At 72.9% G+C, this 17,345-nt stretch carries 17 protein-coding genes and 1 tRNA gene; 8 read left to right on the top strand and 10 right to left on the bottom strand.

Going from position 1 to position 17,345, the window contains the following annotated elements; all coding sequences use genetic code 11:
* Positions 1-18 precede the first annotated feature (18 nt).
* The 4 genes from AC54T2_RS04450 to AC54T2_RS04465 are packed head-to-tail and all read left to right on the top strand — an operon-like array spanning position 19 to position 3,001.
* Positions 19-747, top strand: coding sequence for an SURF1 family protein (locus tag AC54T2_RS04450; RefSeq protein WP_496665630.1), 729 nt, complete (start codon positions 19-21; stop codon positions 745-747).
* Positions 748-757: 10 nt separating this feature from the next.
* A complete protein-coding gene (locus AC54T2_RS04455) occupies positions 758-1,138 on the top strand; it encodes a DUF3817 domain-containing protein (protein ID WP_206054463.1) in 381 nt (126 codons plus the stop codon).
* Between the two features lie 19 nt (positions 1,139-1,157).
* Positions 1,158-1,988, top strand: a complete 831-nt coding sequence (locus AC54T2_RS04460; RefSeq protein WP_186339704.1) for a patatin-like phospholipase family protein — start codon at positions 1,158-1,160, stop codon at positions 1,986-1,988.
* On the top strand, positions 1,985-3,001 hold the full coding sequence (locus AC54T2_RS04465) for a 1-acyl-sn-glycerol-3-phosphate acyltransferase (RefSeq protein WP_496665631.1): 1,017 nt from the start codon (positions 1,985-1,987) through the stop codon (positions 2,999-3,001). The genes AC54T2_RS04460 and AC54T2_RS04465 overlap by 4 nt, the downstream gene beginning before the upstream one ends.
* 117 nt (positions 3,002-3,118) lie before the next feature.
* Here the strand turns inward: AC54T2_RS04465 and AC54T2_RS04470 are convergent, their stop codons facing one another.
* The gene (locus AC54T2_RS04470; protein WP_186339705.1) at positions 3,119-3,931 is read right to left on the bottom strand and encodes a hypothetical protein; all 813 of its coding nucleotides are present in this window, start codon (positions 3,929-3,931) and stop codon (positions 3,119-3,121) included.
* A gap of 203 nt (positions 3,932-4,134) precedes the next feature.
* Here AC54T2_RS04470 and AC54T2_RS04475 point away from each other — a divergent pair, with 203 nt between their 5' ends.
* A complete protein-coding gene (locus AC54T2_RS04475) occupies positions 4,135-4,647 on the top strand; it encodes a peptidylprolyl isomerase (RefSeq protein WP_186339706.1) in 513 nt (170 codons plus the stop codon).
* A 51-nt stretch (positions 4,648-4,698) separates the two neighbouring features.
* Positions 4,699-5,643 (top strand): rhomboid family intramembrane serine protease, encoded by a 945-nt coding sequence (locus AC54T2_RS04480; RefSeq protein ID WP_186339707.1) that lies wholly within the window; start codon positions 4,699-4,701, stop codon positions 5,641-5,643.
* Between the two features lie 279 nt (positions 5,644-5,922).
* On the opposite strand, the gene AC54T2_RS04485 is transcribed toward AC54T2_RS04480, so the two are convergent.
* A complete protein-coding gene (locus AC54T2_RS04485; RefSeq protein WP_186339708.1) occupies positions 5,923-6,375 on the bottom strand; it encodes a cell division protein CrgA in 453 nt (150 codons plus the stop codon).
* A gap of 90 nt (positions 6,376-6,465) precedes the next feature.
* Here AC54T2_RS04485 and AC54T2_RS04490 point away from each other — a divergent pair, with 90 nt between their 5' ends.
* Positions 6,466-7,218, top strand: coding sequence for a DUF881 domain-containing protein (locus AC54T2_RS04490; protein ID WP_496665632.1), 753 nt, complete (start codon positions 6,466-6,468; stop codon positions 7,216-7,218).
* A gap of 49 nt (positions 7,219-7,267) precedes the next feature.
* Here the strand turns inward: AC54T2_RS04490 and pknB are convergent, their stop codons facing one another.
* The 7 genes from pknB to AC54T2_RS04525 are packed head-to-tail and all read right to left on the bottom strand — an operon-like array spanning position 7,268 to position 15,995.
* Positions 7,268-9,100 carry a Stk1 family PASTA domain-containing Ser/Thr kinase gene (gene pknB / locus AC54T2_RS04495; RefSeq protein WP_496665633.1) on the bottom strand — a complete coding sequence of 611 codons (1,833 nt, stop codon included), beginning with the start codon at positions 9,098-9,100 and terminating at the stop codon, positions 7,268-7,270.
* Positions 9,097-10,674: a serine/threonine protein kinase gene (locus tag AC54T2_RS04500; RefSeq protein WP_496665634.1), complete on the bottom strand. Its 1,578-nt coding sequence runs from the start codon at positions 10,672-10,674 to the stop codon at positions 9,097-9,099. The genes pknB and AC54T2_RS04500 overlap by 4 nt, the downstream gene beginning before the upstream one ends.
* Positions 10,671-12,131 (bottom strand): peptidoglycan D,D-transpeptidase FtsI family protein, encoded by a 1,461-nt coding sequence (locus AC54T2_RS04505; RefSeq protein ID WP_186339712.1) that lies wholly within the window; start codon positions 12,129-12,131, stop codon positions 10,671-10,673. The genes AC54T2_RS04500 and AC54T2_RS04505 overlap by 4 nt, the downstream gene beginning before the upstream one ends.
* Positions 12,128-13,534, bottom strand: a complete 1,407-nt coding sequence (locus tag AC54T2_RS04510) for an FtsW/RodA/SpoVE family cell cycle protein (RefSeq protein WP_186339713.1) — start codon at positions 13,532-13,534, stop codon at positions 12,128-12,130. Before AC54T2_RS04510 ends, AC54T2_RS04505 begins: the two co-directional genes overlap by 4 nt.
* Positions 13,535-13,547: 13 nt before the next feature.
* The gene (locus AC54T2_RS04515) at positions 13,548-14,795 is read right to left on the bottom strand and encodes a PP2C family protein-serine/threonine phosphatase (protein WP_186339714.1); all 1,248 of its coding nucleotides are present in this window, start codon (positions 14,793-14,795) and stop codon (positions 13,548-13,550) included.
* Positions 14,795-15,283, bottom strand: a complete 489-nt coding sequence (locus tag AC54T2_RS04520) for an FHA domain-containing protein FhaB/FipA (protein ID WP_186339715.1) — start codon at positions 15,281-15,283, stop codon at positions 14,795-14,797. Before AC54T2_RS04520 ends, AC54T2_RS04515 begins: the two co-directional genes overlap by 1 nt.
* A complete protein-coding gene (locus AC54T2_RS04525; RefSeq protein ID WP_186339716.1) occupies positions 15,276-15,995 on the bottom strand; it encodes an FHA domain-containing protein in 720 nt (239 codons plus the stop codon). The genes AC54T2_RS04520 and AC54T2_RS04525 overlap by 8 nt, the downstream gene beginning before the upstream one ends.
* Before the next feature lie 207 nt (positions 15,996-16,202).
* On the opposite strand from AC54T2_RS04525, the gene AC54T2_RS04530 reads away from it, so the two are divergent.
* Positions 16,203-16,289: transfer RNA gene (locus tag AC54T2_RS04530), tRNA-Leu, on the top strand.
* Between the two features lie 131 nt (positions 16,290-16,420).
* On the opposite strand, the gene AC54T2_RS04535 is transcribed toward AC54T2_RS04530, so the two are convergent.
* Positions 16,421-17,323, bottom strand: coding sequence for an EamA family transporter (locus AC54T2_RS04535; protein ID WP_496665635.1), 903 nt, complete (start codon positions 17,321-17,323; stop codon positions 16,421-16,423).
* Between the last annotated feature and the right edge of the window lie 22 nt (positions 17,324-17,345).

Below are 17,345 nucleotides of genomic sequence, written 5' to 3' on the forward strand. Positions count from 1 at the left end.
GCTGGGACAATCGAGGCCGTGACCGCCCCCCGCCGACCCAGCCTGTTGATCGACGTCGCGGCTGCGGCGTTGGCGCTGGTGCTGGTGGGGATCGCCGGGATGCTCGGCAAGTGGCAGTACGACGCCTTCGAGGCAGACCGCGCCGCCGAGGCACGCGACCTGACCGACGTCGCGCCGGTGCCGCTGACCGACGTGATGGGCAACGACGACCCGTTCCGCGCCTCCGACCTCGGCCGCCCGGTCGAGGTGTCGGGCCGGTGGCTCGACGGCGGCTTCTGGGTCGCCGACCGCGAGGGGTCCGGCGAGCCCGGCTACTGGGCCGTCGCGCCGCTGCAGACCGGCGACGCCGCCGTGCTCGTCGTCCGCGGGTGGGCGCCCGAGCCCGACCCCGACCTGCTCGCGGTGTCCGGCGAGGCCGACGTGACCGGGTGGCTGCAGGCGCCCGAGGCGACGATCGTCACCGACGACGACCCCGACGACGACGTCTTCCCCGAGATCCGCGTCGCCGACGCCGTCCAGCGCGTCGACGTCGACCTCTGGTCCGCCTTCATCATCAGCGACGAGCCCGGCCCCGGGCTCGAGGAGGCCGAGCTCGAGTCGCTGCCCTCGCCGAGCCGCTCGACCGGCATCCGCAATCTCCTGTACGCCGCCGAGTGGTGGGTCTTCGGTGCCTTCGCCGCCTACATCTGGTGGCGCTGGCGCCGCGACGCCACCACTCCCGAGATGCGCTCACCGAGCGCTGGATAGGTTGACCGCCGTGTCCCGCAACCTCACCGTCTACCGCGTCATGGCCTCCATCGTGGGGGTCCTGCTCGTGGTGCTCTGCCTGGTCGGCGTCCCGCTGGCCAACTTCGACGGCTCCCCCATGTGGGGCCTGTTCGACAGCACGCCCGCCTGGGTCACCCCCGGCTCCGACGCCCAGCACGTCGGCGAGCTGATCACCACCTACCTCGGCGTGGCCCACGGCTGGCTCTACATGATCTTCCTCTTCAGCGCGTTCCTGCTCTCCCGTCGCGCCGGGTGGGACCTGCCGTTCACCCTGGTGACGCTCGTGTGCGGCACGATCCCCGTGCTGTCGTTCTGGGCCGAGCACCGCGCCACCCAGCGGGTGCGCGCCGAGCACCCCGAGATCGCCTGATCCTCACTAGGGTCGTGCCATGGTCACCGCGTTCGTGCTCGGCGGCGGCGGCGTCCTCGGCGCGGTCGAGGTCGGCATGCTGCGCGCGCTGCTCGAGCGCGGCATCGTCCCCGACCTGGTCCTCGGCACCAGCGTCGGCGCCCTCAACGGCGCGATGGTGGCCAGGCGCCCCGAGCCGGCGGTCGTCGACCGGCTGACCGAGCTGTGGGCGGCCACCGCGCGCGGGCGCGACGTCTACGGCGACCGCCCGCTGCGCACCGTGCGGCGGGCCGTCTCCAGCGGCACCCACATCTACTCCTCGGAGCCGCTGCGCGCGCGGCTCGAGGAGGAGCTCGGCGACCTCCGCTTCGAGGACCTGCCCGTGCACCTCGAGGTGTGCGCCGCCAGCATCGAGCGGGCCGCCGAGCACTGGTTCACCAGCGGCCCCCTCGTGCCCGCGATCCTCGCCAGTGCCGCCGTGCCCGGCCTGCTGCCGCCCGCGGAGGTCGACGGCGAGCACTTCCTCGACGGCGGGCTGGTCAACTCCATCCCGGTCGGCCGGGCCGTCGAGCTCGGCGCGACGCGCGTCTTCGTGCTCCAGGTGGGCCGCATCGACCGGCCGCTGCGCGTGCCGACCCGGCCGTGGGAGGTCGCCCGGGTGAGCTTCGAGGTGGCCCGCCGGCACCGCTTCACGCGCGACATGGCCACCATCCCCGAGGGCGTCGAGGCGCACGTGCTGCCGGCGGGCGGCACCTCGTCGCGCGACGACTCGCTGCTCGCCCACCGCGACTTCTCCCGCGTCCAGGCGCGCATCGACGCCACGTACGCCGCCTCGCGGGCCTACCTCGACGCCGAGCTCGGCGCGTCGTGAGGCGCCCCCTCGTCTGGGCGCTGCGCCGTCTGGTCGTGGCCCCGGCCGTGATCGGCCTGACGGTCCTCATGTGGGTGACGCTGCCGGGGTGGCTGCTGGTGGCGGCCGTGCTCTCGCCCGCGCTGCCGGGACGGTGGCGGGCGCTGCGCGTGCTCTGGCTGGCGCTGCTCTACCTCACGTTCGAGACGCTGCTGCTCGCCGTGCTGCTCGGGCTGTGGCTGGCCAGCGGCTTCGGCTGGCGGATCCGCTCGCCCTACTTCTCGGGGATCCACTACGACCTCGTGCAGGGCACGCTCATCGTGTTCTTCCGCGAGGCCCGGCGGGTGCTGGCGCTGCGCATCCGCACCGACGGGCCGCACCCGTCGCGCTGGCCCGACGCCCCGGTGCTGGTGATGTGTCGCCACGCCGGGCCCGGCGACTCGTTCATCCTCATGTACGCCCTGCTGCACTGGTACCACCGCGAGCCGCGGGTGGTGCTGAAGAACACCCTCGCCTGGGACCCCGCCATCGACGTGATCCTCAACCGGGTCCCGGCGCGCTTCATCTCGCCCGACCCGGTCGCCGGCGAGGACCTCGAGTCGCAGATCTCCTCGCTCGCCACGGGCCTCGACGTCAACGACGCGTTCGTGATCTTCCCCGAGGGCGGCAACTTCACCCCCGCCCGCCGCGACCGCGCCATCGCCCGGCTGCGCCGGCTCGGAATGGAGCGGATGGCGGTGCGCGCGGAGGAGATGACCCACGTGCTCGCCCCGCGGCCCGGCGGCGTGCTGGCGGCGCTGGAGGCCGCACCCGAGGCCGACGTGCTGATGGTGGCCCACACCGGGCTCGACCACATGCTCACCGTCGCCGACGTCTGGCGCGAGCTGCCGATGGACAAGCAGATCACCATGCGCTGGTGGCGGGTCGCGCGCGAGGAGATCCCGGCCGACCGCGACGCGCGCATCGAGTGGCTCTACCACTGGTGGGAGCGCATCGACGACTGGATCGAGGACAACCGCCCCGAGCCGGTCTGAGCCGGCCGGTCCGAGCCTCCCGGCTCCGGAGACGCGTACGGGCGGTGCGTGAGGCGGCTCCCCCGGGTCGGAGGCTCCGCTCACGCACCGCCCGTGCGGCGCTGGTGTGGCTGGGTGTCAGCCCTTCCTGGGCACGTCGTCGATGTCGATGACCTCGGCAGGGCTGTCGGGGTCGGAGGGGCTGTGCGCCTCCTCGACCGAGTCGCTGATCGCCTCGCCCGGGGCGCCGCCGCCGACGTCGTCGGTCGCGGGGGGCTCGGCGGTCACCACGTCGTCGGCCGTGACGTCGTCGGGCAGCGGGTCGGTGAGCGGGTCGCCACCGGGGGCGGCCGACGTGCTCGCCGGGGAGGCGGGCGTCGGCGGCGGGGACGCCATCGTGGTCGAGGCCGGCTTCGGCGGAGCGGGCGGCACGTAGGTCGACTGCCAGTTGGCGTCGGCGTCCTTCTTGGCGCGCAGCTTGCTGAAGACCAAGCCGCCGACGGCGAGCAGCCCGCTGACGAGCAGCAGCTTCTTCAGCTTGCCGCCCTTGGGCTCGGGCTCCACGCCGCGCAGCTCGTTGACCTTGGCAATCGCCAGGTCGCGTCCCTCGGCGGCGCGCTCGGCGGCGAGCGTCGCGGCGGCGGCCGCCTTCTCGGCAGCGCTCACCTTGGCCTCGGCGAGCAGCGGGCCGGCCTTCTCCCGCGCCTCGGCGGCCTTCACGGCGGCCAGCGCGGCGCCGGCGGCGGCCGCCTCGCTCGCGCGGGTGCGTCCCTCCTCGACCAGCGGCTGGGCCTTCTCGCGCGCTTCGGCCAGCGCGGGCCCGGCCTTGTCCATCGCCTGCTCCCAGGTCGACTCCAGCTGGGGGATGACGGTGTCGTTGACGGTCTCCGAGAGCTGCTCCACGTAGTCGTGCGCGCGGTCCATCAGGGACTTCTTGCGGCCGAAAGGCATGCGTGACCTCCTCTGTCAGTGTGGGTCCATCTCACCACGGGGACCCTGAGGCGACCAGCCCCGGCCGGGTGGGCGGGAACGCGCACTGTCAGGGGTCGCCCGCCTCGTCGTCGGATGGGCCCGTCGTGGCAGGATCGAGTCGGGCGGCAGCCGACTGCCGTGCCACCACAGAAGGACCAGACCCACAGCTGAGAGGCACTTCCATGGCCGACCCCAAGGCGATCTTCAAGACCAACCGGGGCGACATCGTCGTCAACCTGTTCCCCCACCACGCGCCCGAGACCGTCGAGAACTTCATCGGCCTCGCCGAGGGCACCAAGGACTACCGCGACGACGCCGGCCGGTCGGGTGAGAGGTACTACGACGGGCTCGGCTTCCACCGCGTCATCGACGGCTTCATGATCCAGGGCGGTTGCCCGCTCGGCACGGGCACCGGCGGCCCGGGCTACACGTTCAAGGACGAGATCCACCCCGAGCTGGTCTTCGACAAGCCCTACCTGCTCGCCATGGCCAACGCCGGCCCGGGCACCAACGGCTCGCAGTTCTTCATCACCGTGGCCGCGACCCCGTGGCTCAACCGCAAGCACACGATCTTCGGCGAGGTGGCCGACCAGGCCAGCCGCGACGTGGTCGACGCGATCGCCACCACGCCCACCGGCGCGATGGACCGCCCGCAGGAGCCGGTGGTCATCGAGTCGGTCGTCATCGAGCGCTGACCCGCCCGCCGCCGCCCGCGACGCGAGACACGACCCAGCCATGACCCAGCCATGACGGAGCCGCCCCAGGGGCCGGCTGCGGACCAGTCCGCGGCCGGGGTGCCCACCTGCTACCGGCACCCCGACCGCGAGACCTGGATCCGCTGCCAGCGATGCGAACGGCCGATCTGTCCCGACTGCATGCGCGACGCCGCCGTGGGCTTCCAGTGCCCCGACTGTGTCAAGCAGGCCGCCCAGGGCTCGCGCCAGAACCGCGCCCTGTACGGCGGCGAGCGCAGCGCCGACCCGCGGCTGACGTCGTACGTCATCATCGGCATCAACGCGCTCGTCTGGCTCGCGATCGCGGTCACCGGCGGCAGCCGCTCCCGGCTGGTCGACCTGCTGGCGCTGCGGCCCGACGGCTACTGCGCGCCCGGCGACGGCTACATCTACGACCAGACCCACCCGGCGTGCACCAGCGCCGTCGCGCGGGAGGTGCCGGGGGTGGCCGACGGCGCCTGGTGGCAGCTGATCACCAGCGTCTTCACCCACGTCGAGATCTGGCACGTGGCGCTCAACATGTTCGCGGTGTTCATCCTCGGCCCGACGCTCGAGGGCATCGTCGGGCGCAGCCGCTTCCTCGCGGTCTACCTCGTCAGCGGGCTCGCCTCCTCGGCGATGGTGATGTGGCTGAGCTTCGAGTACGGCTCGACGGTCGGTGCCTCGGGCGCGATCTTCGGGCTGCTGGGTGCGCTGCTCGTCACGGCCCGCAAGGCGCGGCTCAACTCCCAGTGGCTCGTGCAGAACCTCGTGCTCGGCGTCGTGATCACGGTCGTCGGCTGGCGGATGATCTCCTGGCAGGGACACCTCGGCGGCCTCCTCGGCGGCATCGCGGCCGCCGCGATCATCGCCTACGCGCCGAAGTCACACCGCTCGCTCGTGCAGTGGACCGGGCTCGGCATCCTCGCCGTCGCCCTCGTCGCCGTCTCGCTCGCCCGGGCCGCCTCCTTCACCTGAGCGCCGGCCTCCGGCCCCCGCCACCTCGTCGTACGACGGTGGCGGGGGCCGTCTGCGTGCGGGCGCGGGACGGTCGGTCGTGCACAGGTGTGCACACACCTGTGGATAACTACACCGATGTAATTCTCCACAGAGGTTCTCCACAGTGTGGAGAACCGGGCGGACCCGAAAACGACTCGAGCGGTGGGAGAGACGCCTCCCCTTCCCCAGGAAGGCGCCTCACCCACCGCTCGAGGCGACGGATGCCGTGGGGCCCGGATCACCGGGCCAGGGGAGAACCTACTCCCACTTGGTCGCGAAGCTGAACCCGACCGCCATGAAGGCGATGCCGACGACGAGGTTCCACTGGCCGAGGTCGTTGAGGATCCACAGCTTGGAGAGGTCGTCGGAGAAGACGTAGAACGTGCAGATCCACAGCAGGCCCACCAGGAAGCAGCCCAGCATGCCGACCACGACGCCCCGGCCGCGGCCGAGCGGGGTCGAGGGGTGGGCGGAGATCATCAAGCCGAGCATCAGCAGGCCGAAGCCGATCGCGTAGTTCCACTTGCCGAGGTCGGCGATCGCCTTCGGGCTGCCCTCGACCGGGGGGAACGCGGTCGGGTTGCCGCGACCCTCGACGTAGTAGAAGACCAGCCACGCGATGCCGACGACGACGAGGAGCAGGGCGATCAGGAACCTGGGGGTGAAGAGCGAGGTCTTCTCCGCAGAGGTGATCGTGGGGGACTTCGACACTGCTTCTCCTGGGGCTGGTGTGCGGGTCGCGGCGAGTGCGAACGCCGGGCGCGGGCGGCAGGCGCCCGACGGGGGGTTAGCGTAGTCGGCATGCCGCCCCCGCCCCAGTCGTCCCCCGGGCGCCGGCGCGCATGGCGCGTGGCGACCCCGGTGGTCGTGCTGCTCAGCGGGGCGCTGTTCGCCGTGAGCGCCGAGCAGGCCGACGGCTTCGACCTGCGCGGCGGGCGCCTCACCGACCTGGCCTCCGTCGTCCGCGCCGAGCGCGACGAGGCGGCCGAGCTGACCGCCCGGGCGGCCGCGCTCAACACGGAGGTCGAGGCGCTCAGCGCCGAGCTCGGCGACCGCTCGGTCGGCCGCGTCCAGGACGAGATCGCCACGCTGGTCGACCCCGCCGGGCTGACGGAGAGGGCCGGACCGGCGGTGCGGGTCACCCTCGACGACGCCTCCGAGGAGGCGCGCGCCTCCTACGAGGGCGACCCCAACGACCTCGTCGTGCACCAGCAGGACATCCAGGCGGTCGCCAACGCCATGTGGAACGCCGGGGCCGTCGCCGTCACCATCCAGGGCCAGCGCCTGATCTCGACCACGGGCATCAAGTGCGAGGGCAACCAGGTGACGCTGCACGGCATCCCCTACTCCCCGCCCTACGTCATCGTCGGCATCGGCGACCCGGCTGCGATGCAGGCCCAGCTGACCACCGACCCGATCCTGGGGATCTACCGCGACTACACCGCGATCCCCGGCGGCGGCGTCACCTGGGACATGACTGCCCTCGACGCGGCCGTCGCGCCGGCCTACGAGGGGCTGCTCGACCTCACCTACGCCACCCCGATGCCGGAGTAGCCGACCGGCCCGGCAGCCGGCGTACGTCCCGCGCTCCGGGTCGCGGTGCTCAGTCGCGCCGCGGTGCCTCGGGGCGTTGCGCCGCAGGACGGCCGTCGGGCGTCTCGGTCGGCGGCTCCGGGGTCTCGGTGGGGGGCTCCGTCGTCGGGGTCTCCGTGGGCGTCGGCGTCTCGGTGTCGGGGGTCTCGGTCGGCGTCTCGACCGGCTCCTCGTAGTCGGAGACGAAGAGCGTCACGGTGCTGCCCTGGTCGGCCGTGCCGCCGGCGGGGATCTGGTCGACGACCGTCCCCTTGGGCTCGGTCGACGAGGCGTCGATGCGCACGCTCGGCACGAAGCCGGCCTCGGTGATCTGCCGCTCGGCCCGGCGCTGGGGCAGCCCGCGGACGTCGGGCACCTGCTCGGGCCCGTCGGAGAACACCAGGGTCACCGTGGTGCCCTCGGCCACGGCAGTGCCGGCGGGCGGCTCGGTGCGCAGCACCTGGAAGCGCGGCTCGTCGGAGTCCTCCTCCTGGAAGCGCACCTTGAGGTTCTGCGCCAGCATCGCGGCGCGTGCCTCCTTGCGGAGCGTGCCCACCACGAACGGCACCTCCACCTCGGGCTTGCCCAGCGACAGCACGAAGTCGACGGAGGTGTCGGGGTCGGCGAACACGTCGCGGTTGGGGTCCTGCCCGATCACGGTGTCGGCCGGGACGGTCTCGGAGGTCTCGCGGGTGATGCGACCCACGCTGAAGCCCGCGTCGCCGATGGCGATGCGCGCCTCGTCCTCGGTGAGGCCGACGATGTTGGGCACGGGCTTCCGCTCCGGTGCGTCGTCGAAGAGCATCCCGTTGACCAGGTAGGCGCCACCGGCGAGCAGCGCGACGACGAGGATCCCGCCGAGCACCCACCACGCGGCCCGGCCGCGGCCCCGCTCGTCGCGCCCAGGGGGCGGGGAGGCCGCCATCGTGGAGGTCGCGTCGGCCGGCGGGGCCGGCGGGACGTAGGCCGTCTCGGCCGTGGCCGGCGCGACGGCCGGTGCCTGGATCGGGTGGCCGGAGAGGTAGCGCTCGATGTCGGCGCGCATCGCGGCGGCGCTCTGGTAGCGGTCCTCGACGCGCTTGGCGAGCGCCTTCATCACGATGGCGTCGATCTCGGGGTCGAGCTGGTCGTCGAGGTCGGACGGCGGGGCCGCCGGCTCGCGCACGTGCTGGTAGGCGACCGCCACCGGGCTGTCGCCGACGAACGGCGGCCTGCCGGTGAGGAGCTCGTAGAGCAGGCAGCCGGTGGAGTAGACGTCGGAGCGCGAGTCGACCGTCTCGCCGCGGGCCTGCTCGGGGGAGAGGTACTGCGCGGTGCCGACCACGGCGGCCGTCTGGGTCATCGTCGACGACGCGTCGGACATCGCGCGGGCGATGCCGAAGTCCATCACCTTGACGTCGCCGGACGGCGTGAGCATCACGTTGCCCGGCTTGATGTCGCGGTGGATGATCCCCGCGCGGTGGCTGTAGTCGAGCGCCGACAGCACGCCCGCGGTGATCTCCAGCGCCCGCTCCGGCAGGATCTTGCGGCCCTCGCGCAGGATCTCGCGCAGCGTGCGTCCCTCGACGCACTCCATCACGATGTAGGGCTGCGCGACGCCCGACCCGTCGGTGGCCATCTCCTCGCCGGTGTCGTAGGTCGCCACGATCGCGGGGTGGTTGAGCGACGCCGACGACTGCGCCTCCCGGCGGAACCGTGCCTGGAACGTCGGGTCGCTGGCGAGGTCGGTGCGCAGGCGCTTGATCGCCACGGTGCGGCCCAGGCGGCGGTCCTTGCCCTTGCGCACCTCGGCCATGCCGCCTCGGCCCAGGAGCTCACCGAGCTCGTAGCGGCCGCCGATCAGCGTCGGCTCCGGCTGCGTCATCCCTCGTCGTTCCCTTCGTCGTCCTTCTGTTGGCCGGCAGCGGCCGCGCCCCAGTAGCTGACCGTGACCCGGTCGCCCTCCTGCAGCGTGCCGCTCGGCTCGACCGACTCCACGGTGCCCTCCGGCTGCTCCCCGGGGTTGTCCAGCTCCACGGGCACCGGCTCGAGGCCGAGGTCGCGCAGCTCCTGCTCGACGTCGCCGTGGTCGCGGCCGACGTAGGCGCCCGGGTCGACCTCGACCGTGGGGGCCTCGGTCTCGGTGGGCGTCTCGGTGGGTGTCTCGGTGGGCGTCTCGGTCGGGGTCTCCGACTCCGTCTCGCTGGGCGACGGGCTCGGGGTCCGGGTGGGCGACTTGGTGGGCGACTCGGACTGCTCGCTCGGGGAGTCGCTGGGCTGCTGCGAGGGGGACCGGTCGCCCGAGGTCGTCTGCTCGTCGGTGGGCGACGGCGAGTCGTCGTCGCGGGTGCCGAGCCAGAACGCCACCAGCAGGGCCAGCACCACCGCGACGATCCCGACGATCGTCGGCCACGGCGTCGTACGCCGGCTGCCGGGGGTGGGCGCGGGCTCGGCGGGCGTGGGGGCCGGCGGCGGTGCGGCCGGGGCGACCCGGGTGGCCGCGACGTCGCTGGCCGGGTCGCGGTGAGGGTCGGGGGCGGCGACGGGCGCCACGACGGTGGCGTCCTCGTCGGGCGTCGAGGCGTCGGAGGAGGTCGCGGGAGAGGAGCCGGCGTAGGAGGCGGGGGAGCGCAGCGCGCGGGCGAAGGCCGTGCCGTCGGGGAAGCGGTCACCGGGCGACTTGGCCAGCGAGCGGCGTACGACCGCGGCGAGGTCGGCGGGCACGGTGTCGGGCAGGTCCGGCACCGGGCGGCGCACGTGGGCGATCGCGGTGGCGACCGGGGTGTCGGCGACGAACGGCTTGCGGCCGGCGAGGCACTCGAAGGCGACGACGCCGAGGGAGTAGACGTCGGACGCGGCCGTGGCGGTCTCGCCCTCGGCCTGCTCGGGCGAGATGTAGGCGGGCGTGCCCATCACCTCGCCGGTCTGGGTGAGCGCCATGCCCTCGGCGGCGCGGGCGATGCCGAAGTCGGTGACCTTGATCCGCCGGTCGGGCGTCACGATGAGGTTGGCGGGCTTGACGTCCCGGTGCACGATGCCGGCCGCGTGGGCGGCGCCGAGGGCGTCGGCCGCCTGGGCCAGCAGGTCCTGGGTGGCGGCGGGGTCGAGCGGCGCGCCCGGGCGCAGCAGCGCCGAGAGCGGCTGGCCGTCGACGAGCTCCATCACCAGGTAGGGGCGCGGGGTGCCGGAGCCGTCGCCGGGCGCGCCCTGGCCGTAGTCGAAGACCGACGCGATGCCGGGGTGGTGCAGCGCGGCTGCGTTGCGGGCCTCGGTCTCGAAGCGGCTGCGGAACAGCGGGTCGTCGGCGTACTCGGCCTTGAGCACCTTGACCGCGACGGCGCGGTCGAGCACGGTGTCGCGCGCCGACCACACCTCGCCCATGCCGCCGGTGGCGATGCGCGACTCGAGGACGTAGCGGTGGGCGTCGTCGACGTGGCCACCCGGGGCGAGCACGGTCATCGGGTGATCACCGCCTCCATGATCGACTTGGCGATCGGGCCGCCGAGGCGGCCGCCTCCGATCTCGGAGCGGGAGGTGTCGCTCGACTGCACGAGCACCGCGACGGCGACCTTGGGGTCGTTGGCGGGGGCGAAGGAGACGAACCACGCGTAGGGCGGGCGGTCCGCCGTGGACTGGGCGGTGCCGGTCTTGCCGGCCACCTCCACGCCCGGGATCTGCGCGGGGGTCGCGGTGCCCGACTCGACGGTGGCGACGAGCATCTTGGTCAGCTCGTCGGCGGTGGTGCTGGAGACGGCCTTGCTGATGCTCTGCGGGTCGGTGCGGTCGAGGACCGACAGGTTGGGCGCGCGCACCTCGTCGACGACGTAGGGGCGCATCACGTCGCCGTCGTTGGCGATCGCCGCGGCGACCATCGCCATCTGCAGCGGCGTCGCGGTGACGTTGGACTGGCCGATGCCGGACAGGGCGGTCTGCGGCGGGTCCATGTCGCGCGGGTAGAGCGACTCGGCCTGCCCGCCGAGGTCCTCCAGCGACGTGGAGTTGAAGCCGAACGCCTCGGCCTGGTCGGCCATCGCCTCGACCCCGAGCTCGTTGGCGAGGCTGAGGAAGGTGACGTTGCAGGAGACCTGCAGCGCCTGCGTCAGGGTGATCCGGCGCCCGCCGCAGTTGCCGCCGTCGTAGTTGCCGACGGTCGTGGTGGACTGCGGCAGCTTGAACCGGAAGCCGCCCGGCACCTGCGAGTCGGCGTCGTAGTTGCCCGACTCGATCGCAGCGGCGGCGGTGACGAGCTTGAACGTCGACCCCGGCGGCAGCGTCGTGCCGATCGCGCGGTTGACCAGCGGCTCGCGCGGGTCGGCGTTGAGCTCCTCGCTGAGCTCGGCGACCGCGCCGAAGTCGTGGGAGGCGAAGTTGTTGGGGTCGAAGGTCGGGGTGGACGCCATCGCCAGGACCCGGCCCGTCGTGGGCTCGAGCGCCACCACGGCGCCCTGCGCGTCGCCGGGGAGGTTCTCCAAGCCGGTCCAGGCGGCGTCCTGGGCCGCCGGGTTGACGGTGAGCTGGACGTTGCCGCCCTTGGGGTCGGTGTTGCTCAGCATGTCGACGAGGCGGGTGACGAACAGGCGCGAGTCGTCGCCGGCGAGCACGGCGTTCTGGGAGCGCTCGACCCCGGTCTGGCCGTACCACGAGAAGTAGCCGGTGATGGGGGCGTACTTGAACGGCTGGGAGTAGGTGCGCTGGAACTTGTACTTGTCGTCGGAGGGCACGCTGCGCGCGATCGCGTCCTTGCCGACGAGGATCGCGCCCCGCTCGCGGGAGAACGCCGCGGTGATGATCCGGCGGTTGCGCGGGTCGTCGGACAGGCTGTCGGCGCGGACGTACATCAGGTAGGTCGCGTTGACGAGCAGCGCGAGGAACAGGACCAGGCAGAAGACCGAGAAGACCCGGATGGGCTTGTTCACCGCAGCCTCACCACCTGCGTGCTCTCGCTGTCGGCGCCGGCGTCGTCCACCGGGTCGAGGCGCGGGGCGGGACGGCGGGCCTGGTCGGAGATGCGCAGCAGCAGCGCGATCAGGACCCAGTTGGCCACCAGCGAGGAGCCTCCGTAGGACAGGAACGGGGTGGTGAGGCCGGTCAGCGGGATCAGGCCGGTGACGCCGCCGACGACGACGAAGACCTGGAGCGCGACGATCGCACCGAGGCCGACGGCCAGCAGCTTGCCGAAGCCGTCGCGCGAGATCAGCGCGGTGCGCAGCGCACGCTCCACGATGAGGCCGTAGCAGAGGATGACCGCCATGACGGCGGTCAGGCCGAGCTCCTCACCGATCGCGGCGACGATGTAGTCGGACTCGGCGTAGGTGATCCGCTCGGGGAAGCCGTTGCCCAGGCCGCGGCCGATGAGGCCGCCCCAGCCCATGCCGAACATCGCCTCGACCGGCTGGTAGCTGCCCGGCGAGGACTCGTAGTAGTCCATCGGGTGCAGCCAGAAGTTGAAGCGGTTCTGCACGTTGCCGACGAACGTGTAGGCCGCGAGCGCGCCGACGGCGAACATCAGCCCGCCCACCACGAGCCACCCGGGCCGCTCGGTGGCGACGTAGAGCATCACCAGGAACAGGCCGAAGAAGAGGAGCGAGGAGCCGAGGTCGTTCTGCAGCACCAGGATCATCATCGAGACGCCGAACATCGCCAGGACCGGGCCCAGGTCGCGCCCGCGCGGCAGGTCGATGAACACCACCCGCCGCCCCGCGAGCGCGAGGGCGTCGCGGTGCAGCACGAGGTAGCCGGCGAAGGTGATCACCAGCAGCACCTTGGCGACCTCGCCGGGCTGGAAGCTGAAGCCGGCCACGTTGATCCAGATGTTGGCGCCGTTCTTGCCACTGCCGATGACGGGCAGGAAGGGCAGGATCAGCAGCACGATGCCGAGCAGGCCGGCGGTGTAGGTGAAGCGCTGCAGCACCCGGTGGTCGCGCAGGAGCACGAGCGTGGCGACGAAGAGCGCGACGCCCAGCGTCATCCAGATCAGCTGCTGGCGCGCGAAGGTGAAGTTGGGGCGCCCCAGCGCCTCGTAGGTGAGGTCGAGGCGGTGGATCACCGCGAGCCCGAGCCCGTTGAGGGCCGCGACGAGCGGCAGCAGCACCGGGTCGGCGTAGGGCGCGACCAGGCGCACGGTGATGTGGGCCCCGACGATCAGCGCGGTCAGCCAGCCACCGTAGCCGACGAGGTCGGCGGGCACGACGCCCTCGACACCGAGGCCCACGGCCGCGTAGGCGCCGATGCCCACCACCAGCGCCAGCACGAGCAGGAACAGCTCCGCACCCCGGCGTCGCCGGTGCACGAAGCCCATCAGGGTCCCGGTCTGACTCATCGCACTCGTCCCGTCACCCTGGGTCGACGTCCTGGCGTGCGGCGTAGTTGTCCACGGTCAGGTGGGCGTCCTCGAGGTCGTCGGCCTCGATGCCCTCGCGCACCGTCTCGGCGTCGATGTCGCTGAGGCGGGTGAGCTCGACGTCGGTGACCTCGTAGGGGTGGGACAGCGAGATGCCCGGGAGGTCGGCGTCGATGCCGCGGAAGATCGTCACCCTGCCGTCGTCCTCGGCGACGTAGAACTGCTGCTGGCTCCACGACCAGGCGGCGGCGAGCACCACCCAGCCCAGGCCGAGCAGCACGGCCGCGACCAGCAGCCGCCGCAGCAAGGCGTAGCGGCCGGGGTCGCGGGGCGCGTAGCGCGCGGCCTCGGGGTCGATGGGGTCGGCGACGTAGGCGCCCTCGGGCACGTCGTCGGGCACGGGCGGGATCTCGCCGGTGTCGCCGGAGCGGTGGCCGCGGAACAGCCCGCCGACCGCGCCGCTGAGCGGGAGCCGTCGCGGCAGGTCGGCGGCCGCGCCGACGAGCAGCGGGGCGAGGTCCTCGGGCGGCGCCTCGTCGAGGACGTCGGCGACGATGCAGGTGACGTTGTCGGTGCTGCCGGCCTCGAGGCTCGCCCGGACGAGCTCGACGGCGGCGAAGTCGGGCGTGCCGGTGGAGAGGATGTCGGCCATCCGCTCGTCCGTGAGCGTGCCGCACGCGCCGTCGCTGCAGACGAAGATGCGGTCACCGGCCTCGGCGGGCACCTCGAAGAGGTCGGGCTCCTCGTGGCGCACGCCGTCGAGCGCCTTGAGGATGAGGTTGCGGTGCGGGTGGGTGCGCGACTGCTCCTCGGTGATCCGCCCCTCGTCGATGAGCGACTGGACGAAGGTGTGGTCGTGGGTCAGCCGGCGCAGCTCGCCGTCGCGCAGCAGGTAGGCGCGGCTGTCGCCGATGTGGCCGATGCCGAAACGGTGGCCGTCGAAGAGCGCGACGGTGGCGGTGGTCGAGGTGCCGTTGAGGCCGGGATCCTCCTCGACGAGCTCGGCGATGCGGTCGTCGGCGCGGTGCACCGCGCCCGCCACCTGGCCGAGGATGTCGTCGTCGGGCTCCTGGTCGAGCTTGCGCAGCGCCTGCACGGCGGTGCTGGAGGCGAGGTCGCCGCGCACCGCGCCGCCGACGCCGTCGCACACCGTGAGCAGCCAGGGCCCGGCGTAGCCGCTGTCCTGGTTCTCCCGGCGGACCCGGCCCACGTCGGAGATCGCGGAGTAGTGGAGGTACATCACTTCCTCAGCTCCAGGATCGTCTTGCCGACGCGGACCTGGACGCCGGGGCCGATGGTGGTGGGCTGGGTGATGCGGACGGGGCCGACATAGGTGCCGTTGGTGGAGCCGAGGTCCTCCACGAACCACTCGTCGCCGCTCGCGGCGACGCGGGCGTGGCGGGTGGAGACGTAGTCGTCGTCGAGCTTGATCGCGGCGTCGCTGCCGCGGCCGATGAGGAGCGGGGCGTCGGCGAGCTCGGCGCGCACGCCGGCGTTCTCCCCCTCGACCACGATGAGATGGGTGGGCGCTCCGCGGCGCGGCTTGCGGGGCGCCTTGGTCTTGGTGGCCTTGGCCTTGCGGCTCGGCGCCGGCGCGCCGTTGCGCGCGGTCTCGGGCACGCGCGCGCCGAACATGTCGGAGCGGATGACCGAGATCGCCGACAGCACGAAGATCCAGAGGATCGCGAGGAACGCCATCCGGATCAGGAACAGGGTCAGCTCAGACATTCCAGCCCCCGGCCTCGTCGCGACCGCCGTCGATGCGGACCGTCATGTCGGTGTGGCCGATGCGGAGCGTGGAGCCGTCGCGCAGCCGGGCCCGCGTCACCTTCGACCCGTCGACGAGGATGCCGTTGGTCGAGCCGAGGTCGACGGCCTCGACGCCGTCGATGCTCACCACGAGCTCGAGGTGGCGCCGGCTCACGCCGGGATCGTTGATGCGCAGGTCGGCCTCGGTGCCGCGGCCGATCACCAGGCCTGGGGGCCGCAGCGGGTGCCGGGTGCCGTTGACCTCGAGGGTGGCGTGCGAGGAGCGCGTACGGGTGCGCTGGTCGTTGTCGGTCACGCTCGCCTGCGCCTTGGAGCGGATGCGGAAGCGGCCGGTCGTCAGGTCGTCGGCGGTCTCGAAGGCGATGCCGATGGGACCGGTGAACACGTAGCCCTGGGCGTCCGCGTGGTCCTGGAGCTGGTCGACGAGGTCCTGCTCGAGCGCGCGGCCCAGGCCGACGATGCGCTCGAGGTCGGTGGCCGACAGCTCGACGTGGAAGTCGTTGGGGACGAGCCGGCGCTGGCGGCTGAGCACCTGGGCGTTGTTGTCGCACTCGCGCTGGAGGGCCGCGGCGATCTCGACGGGCTGGACGGCGCTGCGGAAGGCCCGGGCGAAGACACCGGAGATCACGGTCTCGAGCCGCTGCTCGAAGCGCTGCAGCGGGTTCGGCATCGGGCCTCCTCTCGTCGCGCTCGGTCGGATCGTCGTGGGCGGGCAGGCATGACCCACCGCCCGGCCGGTGCGGCCGAGCGTACCGGCCGCCCGCCCCCTCGCCACGGTGCCGCCCCGGTCGGCCCGGGATCGCCGCGCCGGTCCGGCACGACCTCCCGGCCGATTGGGAGCCAGCCTCGGCCGTGGGGTAGCCTGAGCCCGCTTCTGGCGCGAGTGGCGGAATAGGCAGACGCGCACGGTTCAGGTCCGTGTGTCCGAAAGGACGTGGGGGTTCAACTCCCCCCTCGCGCACCACGAGCAGGAGCGGTTCGGGTCGAAGCCCGGATCGCTCATGTGGCAGAAGGGCTCCTGACCTCGATCGAGGTCAGGAGCCCTTTCTGGTCCAACGTGGGTCCGGGCGCCACCTCACCGCACCGCACCTCACCTCACCGCACGAGCTCGGGGGCGGGGTCCGCCTCACGCGCGGCCCCTCGGCCCCGGGACGGACGCAGCGCCACCAGCACCCCGACGAGCAGCAGCGCACCGCCGCCGAGCTCAGCCGCGTTGGGCCGCTGGTCGAGCAGCGCCCAGGCCGACGCCATGGCGACGACGGGGGCGAGCAGCACCCACGGCACCACTGCGCTCGACGGCCAGCGGGCGAGCAGGCCGTTGAAGATGCCGTAGCCGACCAACGAGGCGAGGCCGGCGGTGTAGACGGTGGACACCGCCGCCTGCCACGAGAAGCCGGCCAGCGCGGTGGCCACCGCGGACGGCCCGTCCACGACGAGGGAGAGCGCGAGGAGGGGGAGCGGCACGACGAGCGCCGACCACACCGTGAGCGACAACCCGCCGGGCACCTTCGCGGCACGGGCGACGACGTTGCCGATGCCCCACGAGAGAGCGCCGAGCAGGCACAGCACCAGGGCGACGAGCGGGACCTGGCCACCGCGTCCGAGCCCGACCACGACGAGACCGGCCGTACCGACCACGACGCCGCCGACCTGGAGCGGCGTCGGGACCTCGCGCAGCGCACCCGCCGCGATGACGATCGTGAAGACCACCTGTGCCTGGAGGACGAGGGCCGCGAGGCCGGGCGGCATCCCGGCCGCCATCGCGAGGTAGAGGAACCCGAACTGGCCGAGCGACATGAACACGCCGACCGCCGCAATGATCCGCCACGGCGCGTCGGGCCGCGGGACGAGGAGCACCGCCGGGAGCACGACGGCAGCGAACCGGATCGCCACGAACAGCAAGGGCGGCACGTCGGCCATGCCCCAGTCGATGACGACGAAGTTGAATCCCCAGATCGTGGCGACGAGGGCGGCCAGCAGGGAGTCGCGGAGGTTCACGTCCTCAGTCTGCGGTGCGCAA

The organism is Nocardioides sp. Z35_8, assembly GCF_059621125.1.